The sequence below is a fragment of the Acidobacteriota bacterium genome, assembly GCA_016196035.1.
Taxonomy (GTDB): domain Bacteria; phylum Acidobacteriota; class Blastocatellia; order RBC074; family RBC074; genus JACPYM01.
Window position 1 is genome coordinate 25272 of record JACPYM010000084.1, and the last position, 22130, is coordinate 47401.

The 22130-nt window shown below is 60.6% G+C and carries 11 protein-coding genes and 1 pseudogene; 11 read left to right on the forward strand and 1 reads right to left on the reverse strand.

Translation table 11 applies throughout. From position 1 onward, the window contains the following. Positions 1 to 65: 65 nt before the first annotated feature. Positions 66 to 1027, reverse strand: a pseudogene (locus tag HY011_24285) (ATP-binding cassette domain-containing protein). A gap of 380 nt (positions 1028 to 1407) precedes the next feature. Here HY011_24285 and HY011_24290 point away from each other — a divergent pair. The 11 genes from HY011_24290 (at position 1408) to HY011_24340 (ending at position 21558) form a co-directional block, all read left to right on the forward strand. Next, a complete protein-coding gene (locus HY011_24290) occupies positions 1408 to 3144 on the forward strand; it encodes a hypothetical protein (GenBank protein ID MBI3426061.1) in 1737 nt (578 codons plus the stop codon). Continuing rightward, the gene (locus HY011_24295; GenBank protein MBI3426062.1) at positions 3141 to 4940 is read left to right on the forward strand and encodes a carboxypeptidase regulatory-like domain-containing protein; all 1800 of its coding nucleotides are present in this window, start codon (positions 3141 to 3143) and stop codon (positions 4938 to 4940) included. Before HY011_24290 ends, HY011_24295 begins: the two co-directional genes overlap by 4 nt. A 437-nt stretch (positions 4941 to 5377) precedes the next feature. After that, complete coding sequence (locus tag HY011_24300; GenBank protein MBI3426063.1) at positions 5378 to 7222, forward strand: carboxypeptidase regulatory-like domain-containing protein; 1845 nt, start codon at positions 5378 to 5380, stop codon at positions 7220 to 7222. A gap of 281 nt (positions 7223 to 7503) precedes the next feature. Continuing rightward, a complete protein-coding gene (locus tag HY011_24305; protein MBI3426064.1) occupies positions 7504 to 9276 on the forward strand; it encodes a carboxypeptidase regulatory-like domain-containing protein in 1773 nt (590 codons plus the stop codon). Between the two features lie 75 nt (positions 9277 to 9351). Continuing rightward, positions 9352 to 11160: a carboxypeptidase regulatory-like domain-containing protein gene (locus tag HY011_24310; GenBank protein ID MBI3426065.1), complete on the forward strand. Its 1809-nt coding sequence runs from the start codon at positions 9352 to 9354 to the stop codon at positions 11158 to 11160. 35 nt (positions 11161 to 11195) lie between these two features. Then, positions 11196 to 12875: a carboxypeptidase regulatory-like domain-containing protein gene (locus HY011_24315; GenBank protein MBI3426066.1), complete on the forward strand. Its 1680-nt coding sequence runs from the start codon at positions 11196 to 11198 to the stop codon at positions 12873 to 12875. A gap of 209 nt (positions 12876 to 13084) precedes the next feature. After that, positions 13085 to 13783 (forward strand): response regulator transcription factor, encoded by a 699-nt coding sequence (locus HY011_24320; GenBank protein ID MBI3426067.1) that lies wholly within the window; start codon positions 13085 to 13087, stop codon positions 13781 to 13783. Continuing rightward, positions 13776 to 15200 (forward strand): HAMP domain-containing protein, encoded by a 1425-nt coding sequence (locus HY011_24325; GenBank protein MBI3426068.1) that lies wholly within the window; start codon positions 13776 to 13778, stop codon positions 15198 to 15200. The genes HY011_24320 and HY011_24325 overlap by 8 nt, the downstream gene beginning before the upstream one ends. Before the next feature lie 314 nt (positions 15201 to 15514). Then, positions 15515 to 16867 carry a metallophosphoesterase gene (locus tag HY011_24330; GenBank protein ID MBI3426069.1) on the forward strand — a complete coding sequence of 451 codons (1353 nt, stop codon included), beginning with the start codon at positions 15515 to 15517 and terminating at the stop codon, positions 16865 to 16867. 295 nt (positions 16868 to 17162) lie between these two features. Continuing rightward, a complete protein-coding gene (locus HY011_24335) occupies positions 17163 to 18266 on the forward strand; it encodes a mandelate racemase/muconate lactonizing enzyme family protein (GenBank protein ID MBI3426070.1) in 1104 nt (367 codons plus the stop codon). 436 nt (positions 18267 to 18702) lie between these two features. Further along, complete coding sequence (locus HY011_24340; GenBank protein ID MBI3426071.1) at positions 18703 to 21558, forward strand: SUMF1/EgtB/PvdO family nonheme iron enzyme; 2856 nt, start codon at positions 18703 to 18705, stop codon at positions 21556 to 21558. The last annotated feature ends 572 nt before the right edge of the window (positions 21559 to 22130 follow it).

A 22130-nucleotide genomic window follows, 5' to 3' on the forward strand; every position in this document is an offset into this window, starting at 1 on the left:
TAAGCAGCAGGCAGCAGTCGGTAGCGTCGAACAGTGAACCAAAGCTACTGACTACTGACTACTGACTACTGACTACTCTTTTCCGCAGCCGCACTTTCCTGTGTGGTGAGTTGGCGGAAGATGTCTTCGAGGCTCAGATTGACGGCGCGCAGTTCGAGCAATTCAAACCCACCGCCGACGATGGTGGCGGCCACCTTGCTGCGGACGTCAATGCCCGGCTCGCTTTCGATATTCGCAGCGACCAAATCGGTGCCTTCGTGCGTTTCGGTGGTGACGCGGTTGACGCCTTCGACCGTTTCGAGTTTGGTCTGCAACTCTTCGGCATTGCCGCGCGCCTGCACTTGGACGCGCTCGCTGCCTTTCATCTGCGTGGTCAGATTGTTGGGCGTATCAATCGCGGCGATTTTGCCTTTGTTGATGATGACCACGCGGTCACAGGTCATCTCGACTTCGGGCAGGATGTGCGTCGAAAGGATGATCGTATGATCACCCGCCAGACCCTTGATCAGCTTGCGCACCTCGATGATCTGGTTCGGGTCTAGGCCGACGGTGGGTTCGTCCAGGATTACCACGTCCGGGTTATGGACGATGGCCTGGGCGATGCCGACGCGCTGTTTGTAACCGCGCGAGAGCCGTTTGATCAGCTCGTCCTTGCGTTCGGTCAAACCGGTCAACCGCATGGATTCTTCGACGCGGTTGGGGATGTCGGCGGCCTCGACGCCTTTGATGCGGGCGACAAAGGTCAGATAGTCGCTGATCATCATCTCCGGGTAGAGCGGCGGCGTTTCGGGCAAATAGCCGATGCGCTTACGCACGTCCATGGATTGGTCGAAGACATCGAACCCGGCAATGCGCGCGGTTCCGCCTGTCGCGGGCAGGTAGCCCGTCAGGATGCGCATTGTGGTGGTTTTGCCAGCGCCGTTGGGGCCGAGAAAGCCCAGGATCTCACCTTTTCGACTTTGAAAGAAATGTCGTTGACGGCGCGGGCTGCGCCGTAGCTCTTCGTCAGATGCTCAACTTCGATCAAGCTTGCCTCCGAACTGATTTATGCAGTTGTCTGTCGCGTGATGTAATGACTACGAAGGCGCAGATTCTATGCGGCGCTTGGGAGGCCGTCAAGAGGCGGCTTTTGGCGCGAAGCTGCGAGGCGGTACCGCGCGCGTCAGCAAGCGGCCATCAAGGGGCTGACGCACTAGGCAAGAAGGGCTGCGTCTCCGCTTGCTGACGCGCGCGGTACCGCCTCGGCACTTGTGGATGAGCGGCGCGGCTCCTAAAATGCCGCCGCCAGCGTGACGCCGCGCCAACTCATCAAGCCATCACGCTGAGAAAGCGTTCTGATCCTTTTCAGCAATTCGGGGGAAGCCGGGGCTTCCCCATCCAGCAAGGCCGTCATTACCAGGAGGTCTTATGCGCCTTTCGTTTTCCAGCCTGAGCAGCGCCGCGTGCGTATTGCTTGGTTTGTCCGTCGTGTCTTCCGGGTTCGCCCAAACCAAACCGGCCGCTACCGGCGTCATCGCGGGCCGCGTCATGATCGGCGAGAAACCCGCCGTCGGCGTGCTCGTCGGGTTGGTGCGTGCCGAACCCAACAGCCCCTCCACGGGCGGAGCGCTGGCCAAAGACGCCACCGACAACGACGGGCGATACCGCCTAGCGCAAGTGGCCGCCGGCAATTACCGCGTCACGCCGCTGACCCCCGCGTATGTCTCGCCCGCTGACAGCCCCGGTTTTTCTGAACAGGGAAAGACCGTGCAGATGCGCGAAGGCGAGGCGGTCGAGAATCTCGATTTCAAACTCATTCGCGGCGGCGTCATCAGCGGCAAGGTGACCGATACCTCCGACAAGCCCTTGATCGAGGAACGGCTGACCGTTTGGAAATTGGAAGCCGGTGGTCGCAAGAGTTCGTGGAGCGCGGCGGGCACAGGCTTTTATATGATGATGACCGATGATCGCGGCGTCTATCGGTTATTCGGCTTGCCAGAAGGCCGCTATCTGATTGCGGCTGGCGTGACGGGCGCGTCCAATGTTTCTTTAGGCCGAGGCCGCGCGTACCGGCGCACATTTTACCCCGACGTTACCGACGAGAACCAAGCCAAACCCATCGAAGTCAGTCCCGGCAGCGAGACCAAAGATATTGATTTGCGTTTGGAAGCCGAATCTACGACCGGCCATACGGTAGTCTTGCGCGTAGTGGAGGCCGAAACAGGCGCGCCGCTGGCAGGGCAGGGCGTGATGGTGAGCGCGCTGCAAAATGAACGGCAATCCGGCGTCAGCAGCATGCTTTATACCGATGCCAATGGCGTCGCGCGCTTCGATCAGTTAAAGCCTGGCCGTTACGGCGCAACCCTGCGCGGCGGCGCGACGCCCAGTGAGTACTTCAGTGAAATGGTGAAATATGAAATAACCGACAGCGATGTCGAGGGGCTCGAAATCCGCGCACAACGCGGCGCAACGCTGAGCGGCAAAGCCGTGATCGAAGGCAACGCCGATCCCACGTTAATGGCGAAACTGGTTGAATTGCGGCTTAGCGCCTATTCCGTTCCCCTCAATCGCGGGCCGGGCGCGCCGCCACCGGTTCAGATAATTCCACAGGGCACAAAGATAAATCCCGATGGCAGTTTTCGTGTGAGTGGCATTGCGCCCGGACAGGCACGCTTTGGCACTTCCAACTTTGGCGGGCCAGCGTCATTCACGTTGCTGCGTGTGGAACTGGATGGCATGCCGCAAAAAGACGGCATCGAGGTTGTGGCCGGGCAACAAGTGACTAACGTCCGGCTCCTCTTCGGCTACGGCCAGGCCAGCGTGCGCGGGCAACTCGAAATCGTGGGCGGCACGTTGCCCGAGGGTGCGCGTGTGTTTGTCAGTGCGCGCCGGACGGACGAGCAAAATATGGCGGGCAAGGGCGCGACCGTGGATGCGCGCGGGCGCTTCGTGATCGAAGCCCTGATTCCCGGCGAATATGAACTGATCCTGACGGCCTCGCCGCGCATGATCGTCACGCAAGGGCCGGATGGAAATTTCGGCACATCCAACCAACCCACGCCGGGCTTGCCGCGCTCTGTCCGGCAGAAAATCACCGTGCCCGCCGTTGGCGAAGTCACGGTCAGCCTCACGCTCAACCTGGCCCAACCGGAGAAACAGCAATGAAACATGCGCTGCTTGCCCTGTTTGCCATGTTTAGTGGACTCCTCTGCGGTGTCCCTTTGGTCGCCCAAACGCCCAGCCCAACCCCCGCCGCAGCCGCACGCAGCGGCACAATCAGTGGTCGTGTATTGGGCGAAGATGGCGCGCCCGCCGCTTTTGTCACGGTGACGGCCTATGTGACGGGCGTGCGGCAATCCAACTCGCGCGCGGTGCTCACCGATGCGGAAGGCAATTTCAGCTTGCGTGATTTGGTGCCGGGCAGCTACCGGCTGAATGCTTCCGCGCCGGGTTATGTCTCCAACAATGACCCGGCGGAGGCGAGCACCTATCACCTCGGCGACACGGTCACGCTCAATCTCGTCAAAGGCGGCGTCATCACGGGCCGCGTCACGACGGGCACCGGCGAACCGGTGATTGCCCTGCAAGTCTCAGCCTTGCGCACGCGCGATGCCGAGGGGAAAGCGGTGCCGCTGAGTTATAGCGGACACCCGGCCTTCACTGATGATAACGGCGTCTACCGGATTTATGGGTTGCGCGCCGGTTCGTATCTGGTCATCGCCAATGAACAGGGTTTTTTCTTCAGCAGTATGGCGTCGGCTTTCGATGGCGATGTGCCGGTGTATTACCCCTCGTCAACACGCGACACCGCCAGCGAAGTGCCAGTGACGCACGGCAGCAGCGCCAGCGGTATTGACCTGCGTTATCGCGGCGAAGCCGGTCGCGTCATCAGCGGCAAAGTTTCTGGCGTGGTCGAAGCGGGCAATAGCATTAGCATCACCAATGTATCTATTTCATTGCGGCAACTCGCCAGCGGCCAGCAAGTGGCGAATGGTTCATCCATGCCCCAAGCCGGAGCCGCCGTGTTTGAACTGCGCGGCATCCCCGATGGCGATTATGAAATCATGGCCGCGTTTTACGACCGGGTGAAATTTGCCGCTTCGCCCTGGCGGCGCGTGCAAGTGCGCGGCACAGATGTCACGGGTGTTGATCTCACCTTGACGCCGCTCGCTTCGGTGACGGGTCGCGTCGTGTTGGAAGCCGCCGCGCCAAATGTAAAAGCAGATGAGCAGGCGGCGCAGAAGTGCACGCCGAAACGGCAGGACGCGCTCGAAGAAGTGCTGCTGCGCTTGCAACGCGATGAAGGCAAGCCCGGTGAAAGCGCGCTGACGAGCTTTGTTTCTGCCGAGGCTGCGCCTGACGGCAAGGGCGCTTTCACGCTGAATAGCTTGCAAGCGGGCCGCTATCGCATGCTTTTGAGCTTGCCGAGCGAAGCCTGGTATGCCAAAGCCATCACGCTGGGAAGCGCGCCGGTGGCAGCCGCACCCGGACGCCGGTCAACGGTTGAGCCGAACAGCGGCGGCAGCAATTTGTTCACGCTCAAAACGGGCGACAACCTGGCCGGCGTCACGATCACGCTGGCGGTGGGGGCGGCGGCCTTGCGCGGACAGGTTGTCAGCGGCCCGGACAATGGCAAAGTCACCGCCCACGTGCGCGTGCATTTGCTGCCGGCAGAGGCTGCTGCCGCCGAAGACCTGTTGCGTTACGCCGAAACGCTGGCGCATGGCGATGGCACGTTTCAATTCAAAAATCTGGCTCCCGGCAAATACTGGCTGCTGGCGCGCTTATTGGGCGAAGACGAATCGCGCGAACGTCCCACGCGCCCCCTGGCTTGGGATGCCACCGAGCGCGCCCGCTTGCGCCGCGAAGCCGAAGCCGCCAAACAGGAAGTTGAATTGAGCGCTTGCCAAACGCTGGCGGATTTCAAATTGCAGTTCACGGCGGCGGGCCGCCCGCGTTGAGCAAGAGTGTGGGTAAGCAGGCTGGCCCGCATGCCTTTAAGCAAGGCATTCTCTATTCTCCATTCTGAAGCAGCGGCAACACTGGCACATGACCTCTTTGCTTATGGCAGTTTGCAGTTGCGTGCGACTGGGCCCGCGCGCGATGCCAGCGTAGGGCAGGTTTTCAACCTGCCCTACGCTGGCATCGGACGGGCAGGTTGAAAACCTGCCCTACAACTTGCTGGGTCGCACACAAGTGCAAATCGCTCTAAGAATGGAGAATTGAGAATTGAGAATCGAGAATGGCAGTGGCCCAACGCTGACAAAGCTGCTGAAGTACGCACACGCTTCAAATATTTCGGGAACCTTTGGATCGTCTCTGGGGAAATGAAGAGGGCAGCGTCCAGACGTTCGGCGTTTCCATCAATCCAGACAAGCCGTCAACATCAGGAGGGTTTATGAAACTTTCGCTTACAACTTTGCGCCACATCGGGGCGCTCTTCCTTGGCCTCGCCACCTGTGTGCCGGTGAGCGCGCAATCCAATAACGCAGCCGCCAGGCCGACGGGCACGGGCGTGATCTCGGGCCGTGTTTCGATTGGCGAAAAGCCTGTTATGGGTGTAGTCGTGGGATTGATGAACGGGCAAACCTTCAATGTCAGCGACACTGGCGCGGTCGTCAAAGCGACCACTGACGCCGAGGGCCGCTATCGCATGAATCAGGTGCCCGCCGGCAGCTTTCGCGTCGCCGCGCTCGCGCCGGGTTACGTCCAGACGGCGGATAACGCGCTGCCCTTCGAGCAGGGCAAAGCCGTCAATCTGCGCGAAGGCGAAACCATCGAGAACATGGATTTCACCCTCGCGCGCGGCGGCGTCGTCACCGGCAAAGTCATGGATCCGGCGGGCAAGCCGTTGGTCGAAGAGCGCCTCAGCGTTTGGCAATTGGATGCGCAGGGACGCAAGACTTCCTGGAATCCGCCGGGCGCGGCCTTCCCCATGATTCAAACCGATGATCGCGGCCTGTATCGAATTTATGGTTTGGCCGAAGGCCGTTATCTGCTCGCCGCCGGTACCAGCGGGGCCGACAACGTGATTGTCACGCGCGTCAGCGGCACGACCTATAAACGCACCTTTTATCCCGACACCACCGACGAGACCCAGGCCAAAGCCATCGAAGTCTCGGCGGGCGGCGAAGCCAAAGACATTGACATCCGCCTGGTCGCCGACACGGTCAAAGGCTTCGGCGTGTTGGCGCGCGTCGTGGATGCCGACACCGGCGTGCCCGTGCCCAATGTCAGGCTGATGTATTCGGCCATACGCGGCGAACGCGGGGTCATGGGCGGCAGTATGGTGATCGCCGATCCGCAAGGCATAGCCCGGCTCGACGGCCTGCCAACGGGCCGTTACAGCCTTACGATTACCAACATTGGCGTGGGCGGCAGCGCGCCCAGCGATTATTTCAGCGACCCAGTGGCCTTTGAGATTCTCGACGGTGATGTAGAGATGGTGGAAGTGCGTGCCAAACGCGGCGCGACGATCAGCGGTGTGGCCGTTGTCGAGGGCGTAACCGATCCGACAGTGTTGGCGAAACTGAGCGAATTGCAGGGCAGCGCCTTTTCCCGCCCCAGCACACCCAGCGCCACCAGCATGCCCAGCTTTGGTTCCAACTTCAAAATCAACCGCGACGGCAGCTTTCGTCTGAGCGGTCTGGCGCCGGGCAAAGTGCAAATCAACCTAGCGAACGGGCGCACGCCGACGGGCTTTTCGTTGCATCGCATCGAAGTAGAAGGCACGCCGCAACAGGGCGGCATCGAAGTCGCCGCCGGACAGCAACTCAACAACGTGCGGCTGGTGCTGGTTTACGGCCAGGGCGTGGTGCGCGGCCAAGTGCAAATCGTCGGCGGCCAATTGCCCGAAGGCGGGCGGGTAATGGTTTCAGCCCGGCGCACCGACAGCCAAGTGACCGGCGGCGGTGGCCCGGCCAGTCCGGTGGATGCGCGCGGCCAGTTTGTCATTCAAGGCCTGTCTGCTGGTGAATACGAACTGACGCTGACCGCCATGCCGAAGATGACCATGACAATGGTGACAACCAGCAGCGGCAACACGGGCGGCAATCCGGCCAACACGGGCACGACGGTTGTCACGACCACCACTACCACGCCGCCGACACCGAATCCTGCGACTTCTGCCACGCCCGCCTTCACGCCGAAAACCGTCAAGCAAAAAGTGATCGTCCCTGCCGTTGGTGAAGTGCCCGTCGCCATGACGCTCGATCTGACACCCGCGCCGCCGAGGGGGAACTGATGCTGAAACACAAAATGAAAGGCCGTGAGTCAGAGATAGAGCAGTGCCCTGCTAAAAGCCCTGCAAGGGCGGAATTCAATAGCCGTGGGCAACGCCCACGGACGGGCGCAATGACACACCAAGCCCTGAAAGGGCGTAAGCAAACGTCGAATGTCGCCCTTTCAGGGCTTGGTGTTTTTCCACACTCATACCTGGGGCGGCGCAACGCTTGCCCCCGGCTATTGAATGTTGCCCTTTCAGGGCCGGTTGCAAATGCCACCTGGATGCGGTGCTTTACTCTGTTGTGTTTACTGCTGATTGTTTCGTTCACGCAAACCAACTTCGCCCAACAACCCGAAATTGCTTCGGCACGCACCGGCGCGATCACCGGGCGCGTCTTGAACGATGAAGGCGCGCCGGTCGCGGGCGCTACGGTCAGCCTCGGCATGGTCACCAACACACCGCAAACCGGGCGCACGGCGACGACCGATGCCGAGGGCAATTTCGTCTTCCGCGATTTGCCCGCGCGTTCTTATCGCCTGTTTGCCGCGCAGCCGGGATACGTCACCGATTTCGATTCGGTCAACGCCGCCTTCTATCACATCGGTGACAACGTCACGGTCAATCTGGTCAAGGGCAGCGTCATCACTGGGCGCGTGCTCAATGGCGTGGGCGAACCGGTCATCGCGGCGACGGTGAGCGCGCAACGCGTGCGCGATCCCGAAGGCAAACCCTCGCAAGTCAGCTTCAGTTCGGCGCGGCCCGCCCAAACCGATGATCGCGGCGTTTATCGCATCTACGGATTGATGCCCGGTTCATACATCGTCGTCGTCAACAGCGGCGCGGGGTTCACGACGTTTCGGGCCTCGCCCTATGATGGCGACTCGCCGGTCTATTACCCCGCCGCGACGCGCGACACGGCCAGCGAAGTGCAGGTGGCCGCCGGCGCGACGGCCAGCGGCATTGACATCCGTTATCGCAGCGAACCCGGCCACATCATCAGCGGCAAACTGACGGGCGCGGTCGAATCAGCGCGCGGCTCTGTCAGTGTGAACGTGACCCTGCGGCAAGCGGGCAGCGGCAATGTCGTCGCCAATGGTTTCGGCGATGCGGCGGGCGCGACGCAAACGTACAACCTGCGCGGCGTTGCGGATGGCGACTATGAGATCACCGCCACACGCTTCGACAACGAGAACGGCGCGGCAGCCACTCCACGTCGTATCACCGTGCGCGGTGGCGATCTGACCGGGGTGGATTTGGTGTTGAATCCGCTCGCCACCTTGGCGGGTCGCGTCGTGCTGGAACCGGCTGATCCGGCCAATGCCGAAGCTGGGAAATGCAATCCCAAACGTCCGCCAGCGTTGGAAGAAGTCACGCTGCGTTTGCAGCGCGATGAAGCCCGACCGCCCGAAAATCTTTTTCCCGGCTTCAGCGCGAGCGATGCCGCGCCTGATGAAAAGGGCGATTTCAAACTGGTCAATCTCGCGCCGGGCCGCTTTCGCCTCGTGCCCGCGCTGCCGACGGATGCCTGGTATGTCAAAGCGCTAACCACTGCTGCCGCTATCCCGGCCAGCGCCGCGCGCCGCGCCGCGACACCGGTCGGGTCAGCCGCCGCCGCTGCTCCGGCCATCACCGCTGCCGTGGGTGCGGTGACGCTCAAAGCGGGCGACCGGCAAGCTGGTGCGACCGTCACGCTGGCGAGCGGCGCGGCGGCGTTGCAAGGGCAACTCATTGGCAAAGACAACGCGAAAAGCGCCGCGCGGTTGCGCGTACATCTCGTGCCTGCTGAAACTGCCTCTGCCGAAGACCTGCTGCGCTACCGCGAAAGTCTGTCGCGCGCCGATGGCGCGTTTGAATTCAAACACCTCGCGCCCGGCAAATACTGGCTGTTGGCGCGCCCGCTCGCCGATGATGAATCGAGCGAACGCGCCCCACGTCCCGCCGCCTGGGACAGTGCCGAACGCGCGAAATTGCGCCGCGAGGCCGAAGCCGCCAAACAAGAGGTCAGCCTGACCACTTGTCAACGCGCGGCGGATTTCAAATTGCAATTCACGGCTCCGGTCAGAGTGCGGTAAGATCAGGGTGCGCCCCTCAATTCGCGGGCGCACCCTGATTCATCACCGTGCTTTTGCACTTACCGGAGTTGACTCATGCCAAAACTTTTCCTACGGCTGGCCTGCCTCAGCTTGTTACTGCTCAACGCCAATCCCTCTTTCGCGCAGACCCCAACACCCGCGCCCCAACCACTCAATTGTTCGATCAGTGGCCGGGTAACCGTGGCCGGTAAACCGCTGGTCAATGCGCGCGTCACGTTGCTGGAAGCCAACGCGACGCGGCCTGATTTGGTGGCGAACGGCCAGGCGGGCGACTTTTCCGTCAAGACCGTGACCGATGCCGACGGGCGCTATCAGTTGCGCGACTTGCCGCAAGGGAAATATGCCGTGCGCGCCTTGTCGTCGGCCTATGTGCTGGGGGCGGCAGAGCGCTACGATCCCTGGTCGCAGCAAGCGGGCGGGCGGCTTGTGACGCTCGAAGCGGGCGAGCAGCGCACGGAGGTTGATTTGGAATTCGTGCGCGGCGGCGTCATCACAGGCCGCCTCACCGACGCGCGCGGCAAGCCGGTGATTGAGGAAGGCATTCACTTGATTGAAATGCGCGATCCCCAGCGGCCCGATTATGCCCAGGGTAGTTCGACGATCATCGGCGACCAAACCGATGATCGCGGCGTGTATCGGCTCTTCGGCATTCCGGCGGGGCGCTACGCCGTGGCGGTTGGCATGGGCGTCGTCAAATCTGAGCACAACAATCTGGAATTCAGAGGGAGGTTGACGCGCGCGCTGGTTTTCTATCCCGGCGTGCCGTCGTTGGATAAGGCCAAGATCATTGCGGTGAACGAGGGCGACGAACTGACCGGAATTGATTTCAAACTGGCGGACGAAGCGCAAGCCGAGACCGTGGCTGTGACGGGGCATGTGATCGAGGCCGAGAACGGCAAACCTGTGCCGAAAGTAAGCCTTTTGCTGGAGAGCAAAGAAAGCGCCGACACGCCGCGTGATAGTCGCATTGCCCAAACGGATGCCGAAGGCGAGTTCCGCTTCACCGAGTTGAAGGCGGGCGGTTACACCTTGGGATATTCGCAAGCTTATCAAACGTCAAAAGCCACTGCCGTTGCTGACGGCTTTTATGGCGAAAGCCTGAGCTTTACCGTCGGCGCTGAAGCAGTCAATGGATTGGAATTGCGCTTGCAGCGCGCGGCTTCAGTGAGCGGCGTGGTGGTGGTGGAAGGACAAGCGACTTCCGGCGACGAGCAGTTGATGCCCTATGGCATCAGTGTAATGCCAGTCTATGAGGAATTGTCCGAAGAAGAGCGCAACAAAAACCGCAGGGAACTGAACTATGCCCAGGCGACGCTTGGGGCCACAGGTCAATTCAAACTGACCGGCTTGCGTCCGGGGCGTGTGCAGTTGCAGTTGGTAAGTGTGACGGACAGGCCGGGCCGCTTTATGATGCGGCGGATCGAACGGAATGGCGCGCCTGTCAGTGGCATCCTTGAAATCGGCGCGGCCCAGCAGTTGACCGGGTTGCGCATCAGCGTCGTGCGCGGCACAGGCCGATTGCGCGGGCAAGTCGAATTGGTCGGCGCCTTGCCAGCGGGCTATCGAATGCAAGTGGATGTGCTGGCAGAAGAATTCAAGCGCCGCCTCAATAGCGGTGAAGAGACGATGATCAGCGGAGGCGACCCCCGGCAGGGGAGTGCCAGCGTGGACGAGGCCGGGCGCTTTCTGATTGAAGAATTGCTGCCGGGTACTTACGAACTACGATTCATGGCCTGGCCGCCGCCGTCTCAGCGCGACCTGCCTATGTTGAATGATGAAATGACACAGCAGGTTTCGGTCAACGCCGAGGGCACGACAACCGTCACCGTCAAGGTGGATTTCACACGCAAACGTCCGCAATGAATATGATCTGGCAACGATCAAAAAGGAGCGAGGCAGTGCCTGGCATCTGGCTGCTGCTTTGGTTGGCGGCGTTCAGCGTCGTGACGCCAGAACCGCCTGCCGCGCAAGCACAAACGGCCAAGCGCGACGGCACAATCACCGGGCAGGTGCTCGACGAAGACGGCGCTCCCGTGGCGGGCCTGGCGGTCGAACTCTTCGGACGGGGCGAGTCCAACCGCGCCCGGCAAGAAGCCAAGACTGATGCGCAGGGCGAGTTCAAATTCACCGGCCTGCCGCCGCAAGCTTACAGGCTCTCGCTCAACCGCCTGCCGGGTTATGTGGAGGAAGAATCAACCGCTGAGGTTTATTACCTGGGCGCGCACATCCTGCTGCATCTGGCGAAAGGCGGCGTCATCAGCGGGCGCGTCACTGATGAGGACGGCGAACCCTTGACCGGTGTGACTGTGCTCGCCCGGCGCGTGCGTGATCTGGCGGGCGTGCCCGACAACGCTGGCCGTTGGGAAGGCTGGCGCGGCACGGATGATCGCGGTGTTTATCGCCTCTACGGATTGCAACCGGGCCGCTATCTGGTCAGCGTCAATCACGCGGCCAATCAATACAACCACCAGAGCCGCGAACTTTCCACCTATTATCCGGCGACCACGCGCGCGGAGGCCGCCGAAGTCACGGTGGAGCGCGGCGCTGAAGTCACCGGCATTGACATCCGCCATGCCGGGCGCGCTGGGCAAACCGTCAGCGGCACATTGACGTTTGCCGCTGGAACGGAGCCGGCCCAAAAAGAGTCGGGCACGGCTTGGGTGGGTTTGTTCAATCGGGCGCTACGCGAGATCGAATATGAACTGCCCTGGGTGGATGGCACGCGCTTCGTGTTCAAAGGCGTGGCCGCTGGCGAATACGATTTGCTGGCGCGCTCTTACGAACGCAATGCCGCGCCAGCCGCGCCGTTGCCCGTGACGGTGAAAGGCGCGGACATCAATGGTCTGACGTTAAAGCTGACTCCGCTGGGCGCGCTGGCGGGCCGGGTCGTCATCGAACAGCCTGCGGCGGCTTGTCAGAAAAGCGCCTTGGCCTATGACGAAATCGTCTTGGCCGCACAACGCGTGGAAGCCGGCACAAATGCCGAGAGCGCCCTGCCGCTCTATTCCTTTGCCACGCCTGATGCGGTGGGAAATTTCAAATTGCCTATGTTGACGCCGGGCCGTTACGCGCTGCAATTTACGCTGCCGTTTGGCTGGTACGTCAAAACGCTTGAACGTTCGCAGCCAGCGGCGGCCCGCGCCGCGGCAAAGGATTTTGGCGTGCCCTTGAAAAGCGGCGAGAGTTTGACGGGTTTACTCGCGACGCTATTGGGCAGCGCGGCCAGCTTGCGCGGCGTGGTTGAAAGTAAAGCCGCCTTGCCGCCGCGTTTGCGCGTGCACCTGATTCCGGCTGACCCGACTTGGGCTGACGAAGTGTTGCGCTATGCCGAAGCGCCCGTGAACGCTGGGCGCTTCGCGTTCGACAATCTCGCGCCCGGCAAATACTGGCTGCTGGCGCGCCCGCTCGCCGACGACGAATCGAGCGAACGCGCCACACGCCCGGTTGCCTGGGATGCCAACGAGCGCGCAAAGTTGCGCCGCGAGGCTGAAGCCGCCAAACAGGAAATCAGCTTGGCCACGTGCCAGCGGGCGGCAGATTTCAAATTGCCATATACCACTCCGGCCAAGGCGAAATAAGCTGAAGCTTTTTGCGCATACAGTAGAACGTGTAGCGTCGGGACAGTACCGCGCGCGTCAGCAAGCGGAGACTCTGCCGTTGCGCCAGCCCGCCTGACTTGATGCGCCGCTTGCTGACGCGCGCGGTACTGTCCCGTTCCGCCGCGCGCCTTACCTAAACCCTGCCAAGTTTATTCCCCATTTATCTTTCGCGCGCTATCATCAGTCCCGTGCGAATCCTCTTGGTCGAAGATGAACCCGGTGCGGCGCAGATGCTGGCGCTCGGCCTGCGCGAACAGACTTACGCCGTGGATGTGGCGGCGGATGGCGAGGCCGCGCTTTGGCAGGTGCACGACAACGATTACGATTTGATCCTGCTGGATGTCATGCTGCCGCGCAAAGACGGCTTTGCCGTGTGCCGCGAATTGCGCGCGGCGGGCGTGGCGACGCCGGTGCTGATGCTGACGGCGCGGGACGCCGTGCAGGATCGCATCGCGGGGTTGGATCACGGGGCCGACGATTATTTGACCAAGCCTTTCGACTTTCACGAATTGCTGGCGCGGGTGCGGGCGTTGTTGCGGCGCGGCCCGGCGCTGCTGCCTGATATTTTGCGCGTGGCCGATCTGGCCGTCGAAACGCGCGCGCGCCGCGTCAGCCGCGCGGGACGGCGCGTGGAATTGACCGCCAAAGAATATGCGCTGTTGGAATATCTGACGCGCCGCGCCGGGCAGGTCGTCACGCGCGCCGAGATTGCCGAACACGTCTGGGATGAATCGTTCGATCCTTTCTCCAACTTGATCGAAGTCTATGTCCAACGCTTGCGCCGCCGGATTGATGAGGGCCACGCGCTCAAATTGATCCGCACGCGGCGCGGCGAAGGCTATCTCTTAACGGCGGAAGCCGAAGAAAGCGGTGTCGGTCATGGTTGATTCCGTCCGTACCAAATTGACTTTGTGGTATGTCGGCGTGCTGGCGCTGGTGCTGCTCGCCTTCAGCACGGGCGTGTATGCGCTGGCGGCGCGCAAGCTGAATGCGCGCCTTGATGCGGGTTTGCGCACGACGGTGGAAGGCACGGCGCGGCTCTTCGTTCACGAAAAGGAAGAGGGCAGCACTGACGAACACGCGGCGGCGAGCGCCTTTCGCAAATACTATTACCCGCGCCAGGCCGTGGCGGTTTTCGATCAGGCGGGCCGGTTGGTGAAAGAGCAACCGCTCGGTGAAATTCACGCGACGTTGCCGGCGAATCCCGCCGCGCTTGACCGCGCCGGGCTGCAATTTTTTCAGCAATCCGAAGAGCATTCCGGCGCGGATGATGGGTTGCGCATGGCGGTGCAACGCTTGCCGTCCGGGCCGTCCAGTGCGGTCTTTCTGGTCGTCGGCCAGTCTGCCAGCGAGGTGGTTGACGATCTGGAATTGCTGGGCGGCATTTTGGCGGCGGCGGCCCCACTGGCGCTGTTATTGGTCGCGGCGGGCGGCTGGTTTCTGGCGCGCCGCGCGCTGACCCCCGTGGTGGCGATGTCGGAGCAGGCGCGGCAAATCAGCAGCGAAAATTTGGCCGAGCGGTTGCCAGTGGCGAATGCGCGCGATGAATTGGGCCAACTGGCCGAAACCTTCAACGAAATGCTGGCGCGGCTACAATCCGCCTTTGAGCAGCAGCGCAGCTTTATGGCCGATGCCTCGCACGAATTGCGCACGCCCCTGTCGGTGATTCACACGGCGGCGCAAGTCACACTGGAGCTGCCGCATCGCCAGGAAGAAGAGTATCGCGACGCCTTGCGGTTGATTGACGGTCACACCACGCGCCTGTCCCGCATCGTGGCCGATATGTTCACGTTGGCGCGCGCCGACGCGGGCCGCCGTCCGTTGCAGCCGACCGAATTTTATCTGGATGAACTGGTGGGCGAGACCGTGCAGGCCGCGCGCCTGCTGGCGGCGCGCAAAAACATCCGCGTCGAATGGAGCGAACCCGGCGAGACGCGCTTTCGCGGCGACGAAGATTTGCTGCGCCAGTTATTGCTGAACCTGCTGGATAACGCGATCAAGTTCACGCCCGTGGATGGCGCGATTCGCGTTTATCTGACCCGGCAGGCGGCGGCCTGCGAAATCGCTGTGAGCGACACCGGCGCGGGCATCGCAACAGAAGTTCAGCCGCAAATCTTTGAACGCTTTTTTCGCGTAGACAAAGCCCGCGCCCGCGCTGACAATGGCGCGGGCAGCGGCGCCGGGCTGGGCCTTTCGATTGCGCGTTGGATTGCCGAAGCCCACGCCGGCAGTTTGGAACTGCGCCGCTCTGATCAACAAGGCAGCACCTTTGCAGTGCGCTTACCCACACCGTCATCCCCATAGGCCAAGGGCATTGAATGAAGGTTCAGAGTTCACGCTTCAGCGTGTTGACTCGAGTTAGACACGCTGAAGCATGAACTCTGAACCTCGTCTCGTCGCGCTTCATTCAATGCCCCTTGCTCCCCTAGGCCAATAAGGTTGGCCCGTGACGCTGGCGATTCGCACTTTACCACTCGAGTCAATTCACCGTTCGTTCCATCTTTCATCGCCAGCAACGCGCGGTACTGTCCCGCTACGCCGGATTTATGCTGCGTTTATCCCCGTTTCACTACATTGATCAAACCCTGAATCAAACACGATCTAAAGGAGTATTGCAGATGAAGTTTTCGATGGCGCGACGGCGCTTCACGTTCCACTTATGGCCGCTCGCTCTGGTGTTGGCCGGGCTGGCGTTTGTGTCGTACCAATTTACCCGTCCCGCTCAGCGCGCCCGCGCGGCGGCGTCTTTCTCAGCCGCGCAGCCTGCCCAAAGCGCCACGGTGCGCTTCATCGCTTTTGGCGACATGGGCACGGGTGACGCCGACCAATATGCGCTGGCAAAACAGATGACCGCCTGGCAAACGGCGCACCCCTTCGACACGGTCTTGCTGTTGGGCGACAACATTTACCCCGACGGCAATCCGGCGGATTTGCCCGCGAAGTTTGAAAAACCCTACGCCGAACTGTTGCAACGCGGCATCCGCTTTCAGGCTTCGCTCGGCAATCACGATGTGAAAAAGGGGCGCGCCGCCCAGATCGGCTACCCCAATTTCAACATGGGCGGCCAGGCGTATTACTCCTTCGTCAAAGGCACGAATGCTGACGGCAAACCGCTCGCCGAATTCTTTGCGCTCGATTCAAACGCGATGGACGCGGCGCAGTTGAATTGGTTTGAAGGCGCGTTGAAGGTTTCGCAAGCTGAGTGGAAGCTGGTGTTCTTTCATCACCCGCTCTATTCGTCCGCCACCACGCACGGTTCTGACGCGGCGCTGCGGGCGAAGCTGGAACCGCTCTTTGTGCGTTACGGCATCGTCGCGGCCTTCAGCGGACACGATCATACTTACGAGCGCACCAAACCCATGCAGGGCGTGCAGTACTTTGTTTCCGGCGCGGGCAGCGGCAAGTTGCGGCGTGGCGACCTGAATCGCAAGAGCCAGTTTTTTGCCGCCGGTAATGACGAAAACGGCAGCTTTCTGTATGTCGAACTCACGCAGGCCGAACTTAACTTTCAAGCCGTAGACGTCACCGGCAAGGTTTTTGACGCCGGCAGATTACTGCCCAAACTCGCTCCTGCTCCTGCTGCTGCTCCTGCTTTGGCGCTTAATACGCCGGTTGTTTTACCCAACTCTTTGCCCGAACCGGCTACCACGCGCGGCGTCACCAAAACTACGAATGTTGAATCTGCTGCGCCACCGGTTACCGCAGTCAGCAAGCCTGAGAAAGCCAAGGCTGACAAAGCGCCGAAAGCCAGCAAGCCTGTCAATGAAGAGAGCAACGGACAACCCAAACTGAGCGCCGATGCCGCCCAAACTATCGCCTTGCAACAAGTTCCCGGCACCGTGGAAAGCAGCGAATTGAAACGCAAAGACGGTCAGATGATTTACGCCGTCAAAATTCGCAACGGCAAAGACGCCGCCGAAGTACGCATCAATGCCGAAGACGGCACCGTCGTGCGCGTCAAACGCAAATAGTGATTTTATCTATGGGTTTTTGATGAAGAGCAGAAGGAGATTACGGAACAGACGGAATCCATAGACACGCATAAATAACAGAGCCAACCAAATCTATCGGCACGCAGAAAGCTTCTTTTCCGTCTGTTCCGTTATTTCCGTCTGTTCCGTAATCTTTCTTCCTGGCTGACTGCCAAACTCATTTGATGAACGGGCAGAACGAAACCGTCGGCACGCTCAGCCTTGGTTTCGCTCTGCCCGTTTTTTGCGTATGCTCGCGCCGCTTTTTTATCCCATATTCAAACGGAGCCAAACTATGCGCATCACTGGTATCAAGGTTTATCGCGTCGAATTACCGCTGCACGAAGGCAGCTACAAATGGTCGGGCGGTCGCAGCGTGGATGTCTTCGATTCGACCGTCGTCGAGTTGCTGACGGACGCGGGCCTAAACGGCTACGGCGAAGTCTGCCCGCTTGGCCCAGCCTATTTGCCTGCCTACGCAGCGGGCGCGCGCACGGGTATCGCCGAAATCGCGCCGCACCTGCTGGGCCTCGATCCTACTCAACTGAGTTTGATCAATCGCAGCATGGATCAAGCCTTGCGCGGGCATCCTTATGTTAAATCGGCGCTCGATATGGCCTGCTGGGATTTGCTGGGCAAAGCCAGCGGCCAACCCCTCGTCACGTTGCTGGGCGGACGTTACGGCGCGGACTTCGCGTTGTACCGCGCCATTTCGCAAGACGCGCCTGCCGCGATGGCGGCCAACGTCGGCAAGTATCGCGCCGAGGGCTACACCAAATTCCAACTCAAATCGGGCAGCGACGTCGCCACCGACATCGCCCGCATCCACGCCGTCGCCGCCGAATTGCAGCCCGGCGATGTACTGGTGGCCGATGCCAACTGCGGCTGGACGCAACACGAAGCGATGTGCGTCGCCGATGGCGTGCGCGATGCGAATGTGTATATCGAGCAGCCCTGTCTGAGTTACGAGGAATGCCTCGTCATTCGGCGGCACACTAATCGGCCCTTCGTGCTGGACGAAGTCGTTGACGACCTGAAGATGGTCGTGCGCGGTTACGGCGATCAGGCGATGGATGTCATCAACCTGAAAATCTCCAAAGTCGGCGGCCTGACCAAAGCGCGCCAAATCCGCGACCTCTGTGTCTCGCTCGGCATCGCCATGACCATCGAAGACACCTGGGGCGGCGACATCATCACCGCCGCCATCGCGCACCTCGCCCACAGCACGCCGCCGGAATACCTGTTTTCGGCGACTGATTTCAACAGCTACGTCACGGTCAGCATTGCCGCAGGCGCGCCGCAACGGCAGCACGGACGTTTGGCGGCTTCGACACAGCCGGGGTTGGGGGTTGAGTTGCGTAGGGCAGTGTTGGGTGCGCCGGTGTTGTCGTTTGGGTGAAGTCGGGAATGAGTGCGGCACGGCGAGCCGTAACCATCGGACAACAACCAGCGCATTCAGATTGCAGAAGGCGCTTCCTAGCCCGAAGCCCTGCCCAAAGCCTTGAAAGGGCGAAATCCAATAGCCAGGGGCATCGCCCCTGGAATGTGCGTCCAGAAATTCATAAGCCCTGAAAGGGCGAAATTCGGCGTGATTATTTCGCCCTTTCAGGGCTTATCCGATATTTGGTTGCTTCCCAGGGGCGATGCCCCTGGCTATTGAATTGCGCCCCGTTGGGGCTTTACGTTGTAGCTGAAGACAAGTGCACTCATGCATCGCGTGCTCCTCGTGCACACAAACGCAATCCGTTTTATACTGCGCGCCGCCCCAAGCACACCTCGCCAGACTGTACCGGCGCGACGACAATCACCACCGCATTCAGCAGGGAAAAGCAGCGATGGCCGACCAATTCAACTACGACGTTTTCCTGAGCCACAGTTCAAAAGACAAACCCCTCGTGCGCCCCCTCGCCGAACGCTTGCGGGCGGACGGGCTGCGCGTGTGGTTCGATGAGAGGGACATCAATCCCGGCAGCCATTGGCAGTCGAAAATTGAAGAAGGGCTGGAGCAGTCGCGCGTGCTGGTGGTGTGCGTGTCGGAGAACGGGAGCACCTCTGACTGGGTGAAGTTAGAGGTCGGCACGTTTCGACGTCGTGACCCGCTGAACAGGGAGGGCCGAATAATCCTCTTGCGGCTCGATGAAGCCGAAATCAAAGGCTTGCTGGGAGAGTACCATTACATCAACTGGCTGCCGGAAGAGCAGGATTATACGAAGCTGCTCGAAGCTTTGACTGGCGCGGGCAATAAATCCGCAGGCAATTCCGTTAGCGAGCCGCTGAGCGTGCAGCGCAAATCTGAACTGGCTTACCTCGCTTGGCTGAAAGAGGAACAGTTGATTTACATGGATAGATACACGCCAGTCAGCGGCGGCACGCAGCAACAGCGGCGCGCTCGGGCGCGCGTTCCCGGCAGCACGGTGCCGTTTGACAAGGAACAGCAAACGCGCCCGTTTGCAGACGCAGTCGAAGAAATTCAAGGTCTGCAAAACAACTCTGGCCGAGCCGTACTGCTGGGTGATCCAGGTGGCGGCAAGACGTTCATCCTCTGGAAGCTCGCGGAGCGTTTGGTCGAAGCTGCGCGCAATGACTCGGCGGCGCCGATCCCGCTGCTGATCCGGCTGGGCTTCTGGACAAAGGCTGACCAGCGCTTGCCCGAATTCATGGCCGCGCAATTAAAAGGTCTGGGCCCGCATCTCAAGACGTTGCTGGAGCAAAAACGCGCGGCGCTTTTGCTGGATGGACTGAACGAAGTGCCCAGCGCCCAACGCTCCGGCAAGGCCAATCTGATTAAGCAATTTATCGAAGACCACGAATCGTTGCTCGCCGTTGTCTCCTGCCGCAAAGAGGATTATGCGCCGCATACAGAATTCGAGTTGGGATTTGATCGCCTCAATATCCTTCCGCTCGATGCGCTGCGGATTCGTGAATTCATCGAGCGTTACTTGAAAGAGAAAGCCGAGAGGTTCTTCTGGAAGCTGGCCGGTCAAGACACGCGCACTTACCACGACGATTTCGTCGCCAAGGTCGGCGTTGAGCACGAAGAGATTTTCTGGCTCAAAGATCAACTGCCGGATGATTTGAAATGGACGTATGACTGGGACAACAACAATGAATACAGCCGCTGGCAAGACTGGCACGGACACCGCGTGCGACACTGCGAACAGGCCGACAGCCTGCTGGTGTTAGCGCGTAATCCCTATATGCTCTGCATGCTGGTCAGCGTCTCTGATGAAAAGGGCGACTTGCCGCAGAACCGGGGTGAAGTCTTCCGCAAGTTCGTCGAGGAGTTGTTGGACCGCGAAGAAGTGTCTGCCAGTGCGCGTGAGCCGCTGCGCGCGGGGCTGATGCAAGTCGCCTACAAGATGCAAAGCCAACGCGCGCTCAGCGGCGCGGATGGCGATACTGACAAAAGCAATGCGGCGACCGTGCTCTCAAATGAAGACGTCCGCAAAATCCTGGACGAACAATCGCTCAAACTGGCGGGCAGCGCCAGCTTGCTCAGCCTGGGCGATGAAGTACGTTTCACCCATCAACTGTTGCAGGAGTATTTCGCCGCGCAGCATCTGAAAACCATTCGAGCGGCGGGCCAGCGCGCGACCGAACTCTGGCCCCGTGAGCGTTGGTGGAAACGCACCAATTGGGAAGAAACCGCCGTGCTGCTGGCTGGGCTTGACAGCGATGATTGCTCTGAGGTCGTCGAATGGATCGCCGCCGCCAACCCGGAAGTCGCCGCGCAATGCATCGTGCGTAGCGGCGCGCAGACGCCTGAAGCCACGCGCGCCCGGTTGCGTGACGAATGGCTGAAACGGCTGGACAAGCCTGAACTCGAACCTGAACCGCAAGCCCGCGCCGCCATTGGGCGCGCCTTGGGGCAAATAGTCGGCTTGGACAATCGTCCGGGCGTGGGCCTAAACAGCGACCACTGGCCCGACATTACCTGGATCAAGATTCCCGGTGGCGAGTTTCAATACGGCGCGGAAAAGCAAGCTGGCGATCCCGACTGGTACGAGCCTGCCAAGCCGCGACCGCTGAAGCTGGCTACGTTTTGGATTAGCCGCTATCCGATCACTTATGCGCAGTTCCGCTGCTTTGCCGAAGACAATGGCTACGGCGATGAGCGTTGGTGGGATGGGTTAGCGGCGGATGATGATGACCGCACGCCCGCTGAGCAGTCCTTCAAATTCGACAATCATCCGCGCGACACGGTGAATTGGTATGAAGCCATCGCCTTTTGCCGCTGGCTGTCGTGGCGCAAGGGTGGTGGCTATGACTTGCAACAGATTGACGAATGGAAAGTGCGCTTGCCGACTGAGTTTGAATGGGAGAAGGCGGCACGCGGCACCGATGGCAGGCTTTATCCATACGGCAATGATTTCGATGCGTCGAAAGGCAACGTTGATAAAACTGGTATCGGCCAGACCAGCGCGGTGGGCATCTTCCCCGACGGCATGTCGTTTTATGAAGTGGAAGAAATGAGCGGCAATGTGTGGGAGTGGTGTTTGAGCGATTACAACAAGCCGCAGAGAGATGCGCGGAAAGAAAAACTGGATACGGACAACACTCGTGTCCTGCGGGGCGGCTCGTGGTTCTTCAATGTTGACAACGCGCGCTCTGTGTACCGCTACTTCTCTCAGCCCGGCGGCCGCAACGGCGATCCCGGTTTTCGGGTCGTGGTAGTGCGTCCCCCTTCTTAGTTCTACTCTGAACACTGTTCCTGGGGCGGTGCGCGAAGCGCAGGTGCGTATGCACCAGCCCCCTGCGCCGCTTTGGGCGCAGGCAAAAATTTTCTTCCTGTAAATAATCTGGGGCTGCGGGGTGTGTGGCGGCGGGTGTTCAGAGTTCGAGCTTTAGCTTGTTCGCGCCGCGTTCGGTGCGTCGGCGGCGCGAACAAGCTAAAGCTCGAACTCTGAACACCCGCTTTCGCAGGTGTCTGCGCCAACCGAACACTGAAAAATTTACAGGAAGAATTTTTTTCGGCAATTCGAGAGCACTGCAATAGAGCGGGCTAGTGAGGCAGTACCGCGCGCGCGAGCAAGCGGGTGCTGGAACGCTAGTACTCCATCAAGCTGTAAGTGATGGATGCTGAGAGCGCATCCGGGATGTAGGGCGGGATTAAATCCCGCCCTACATCCCTCATTTTCAGCTTGATGGAGTACTAGCACAATGCGCCAAACCTGTAGGTGCCGCTTGCTCACGCGCGCGGTACTGTCCTGCGGCGTGCCGCACTGTTATGATGCCCGCGCAACGCAAGTTATGGGGTTCGCTG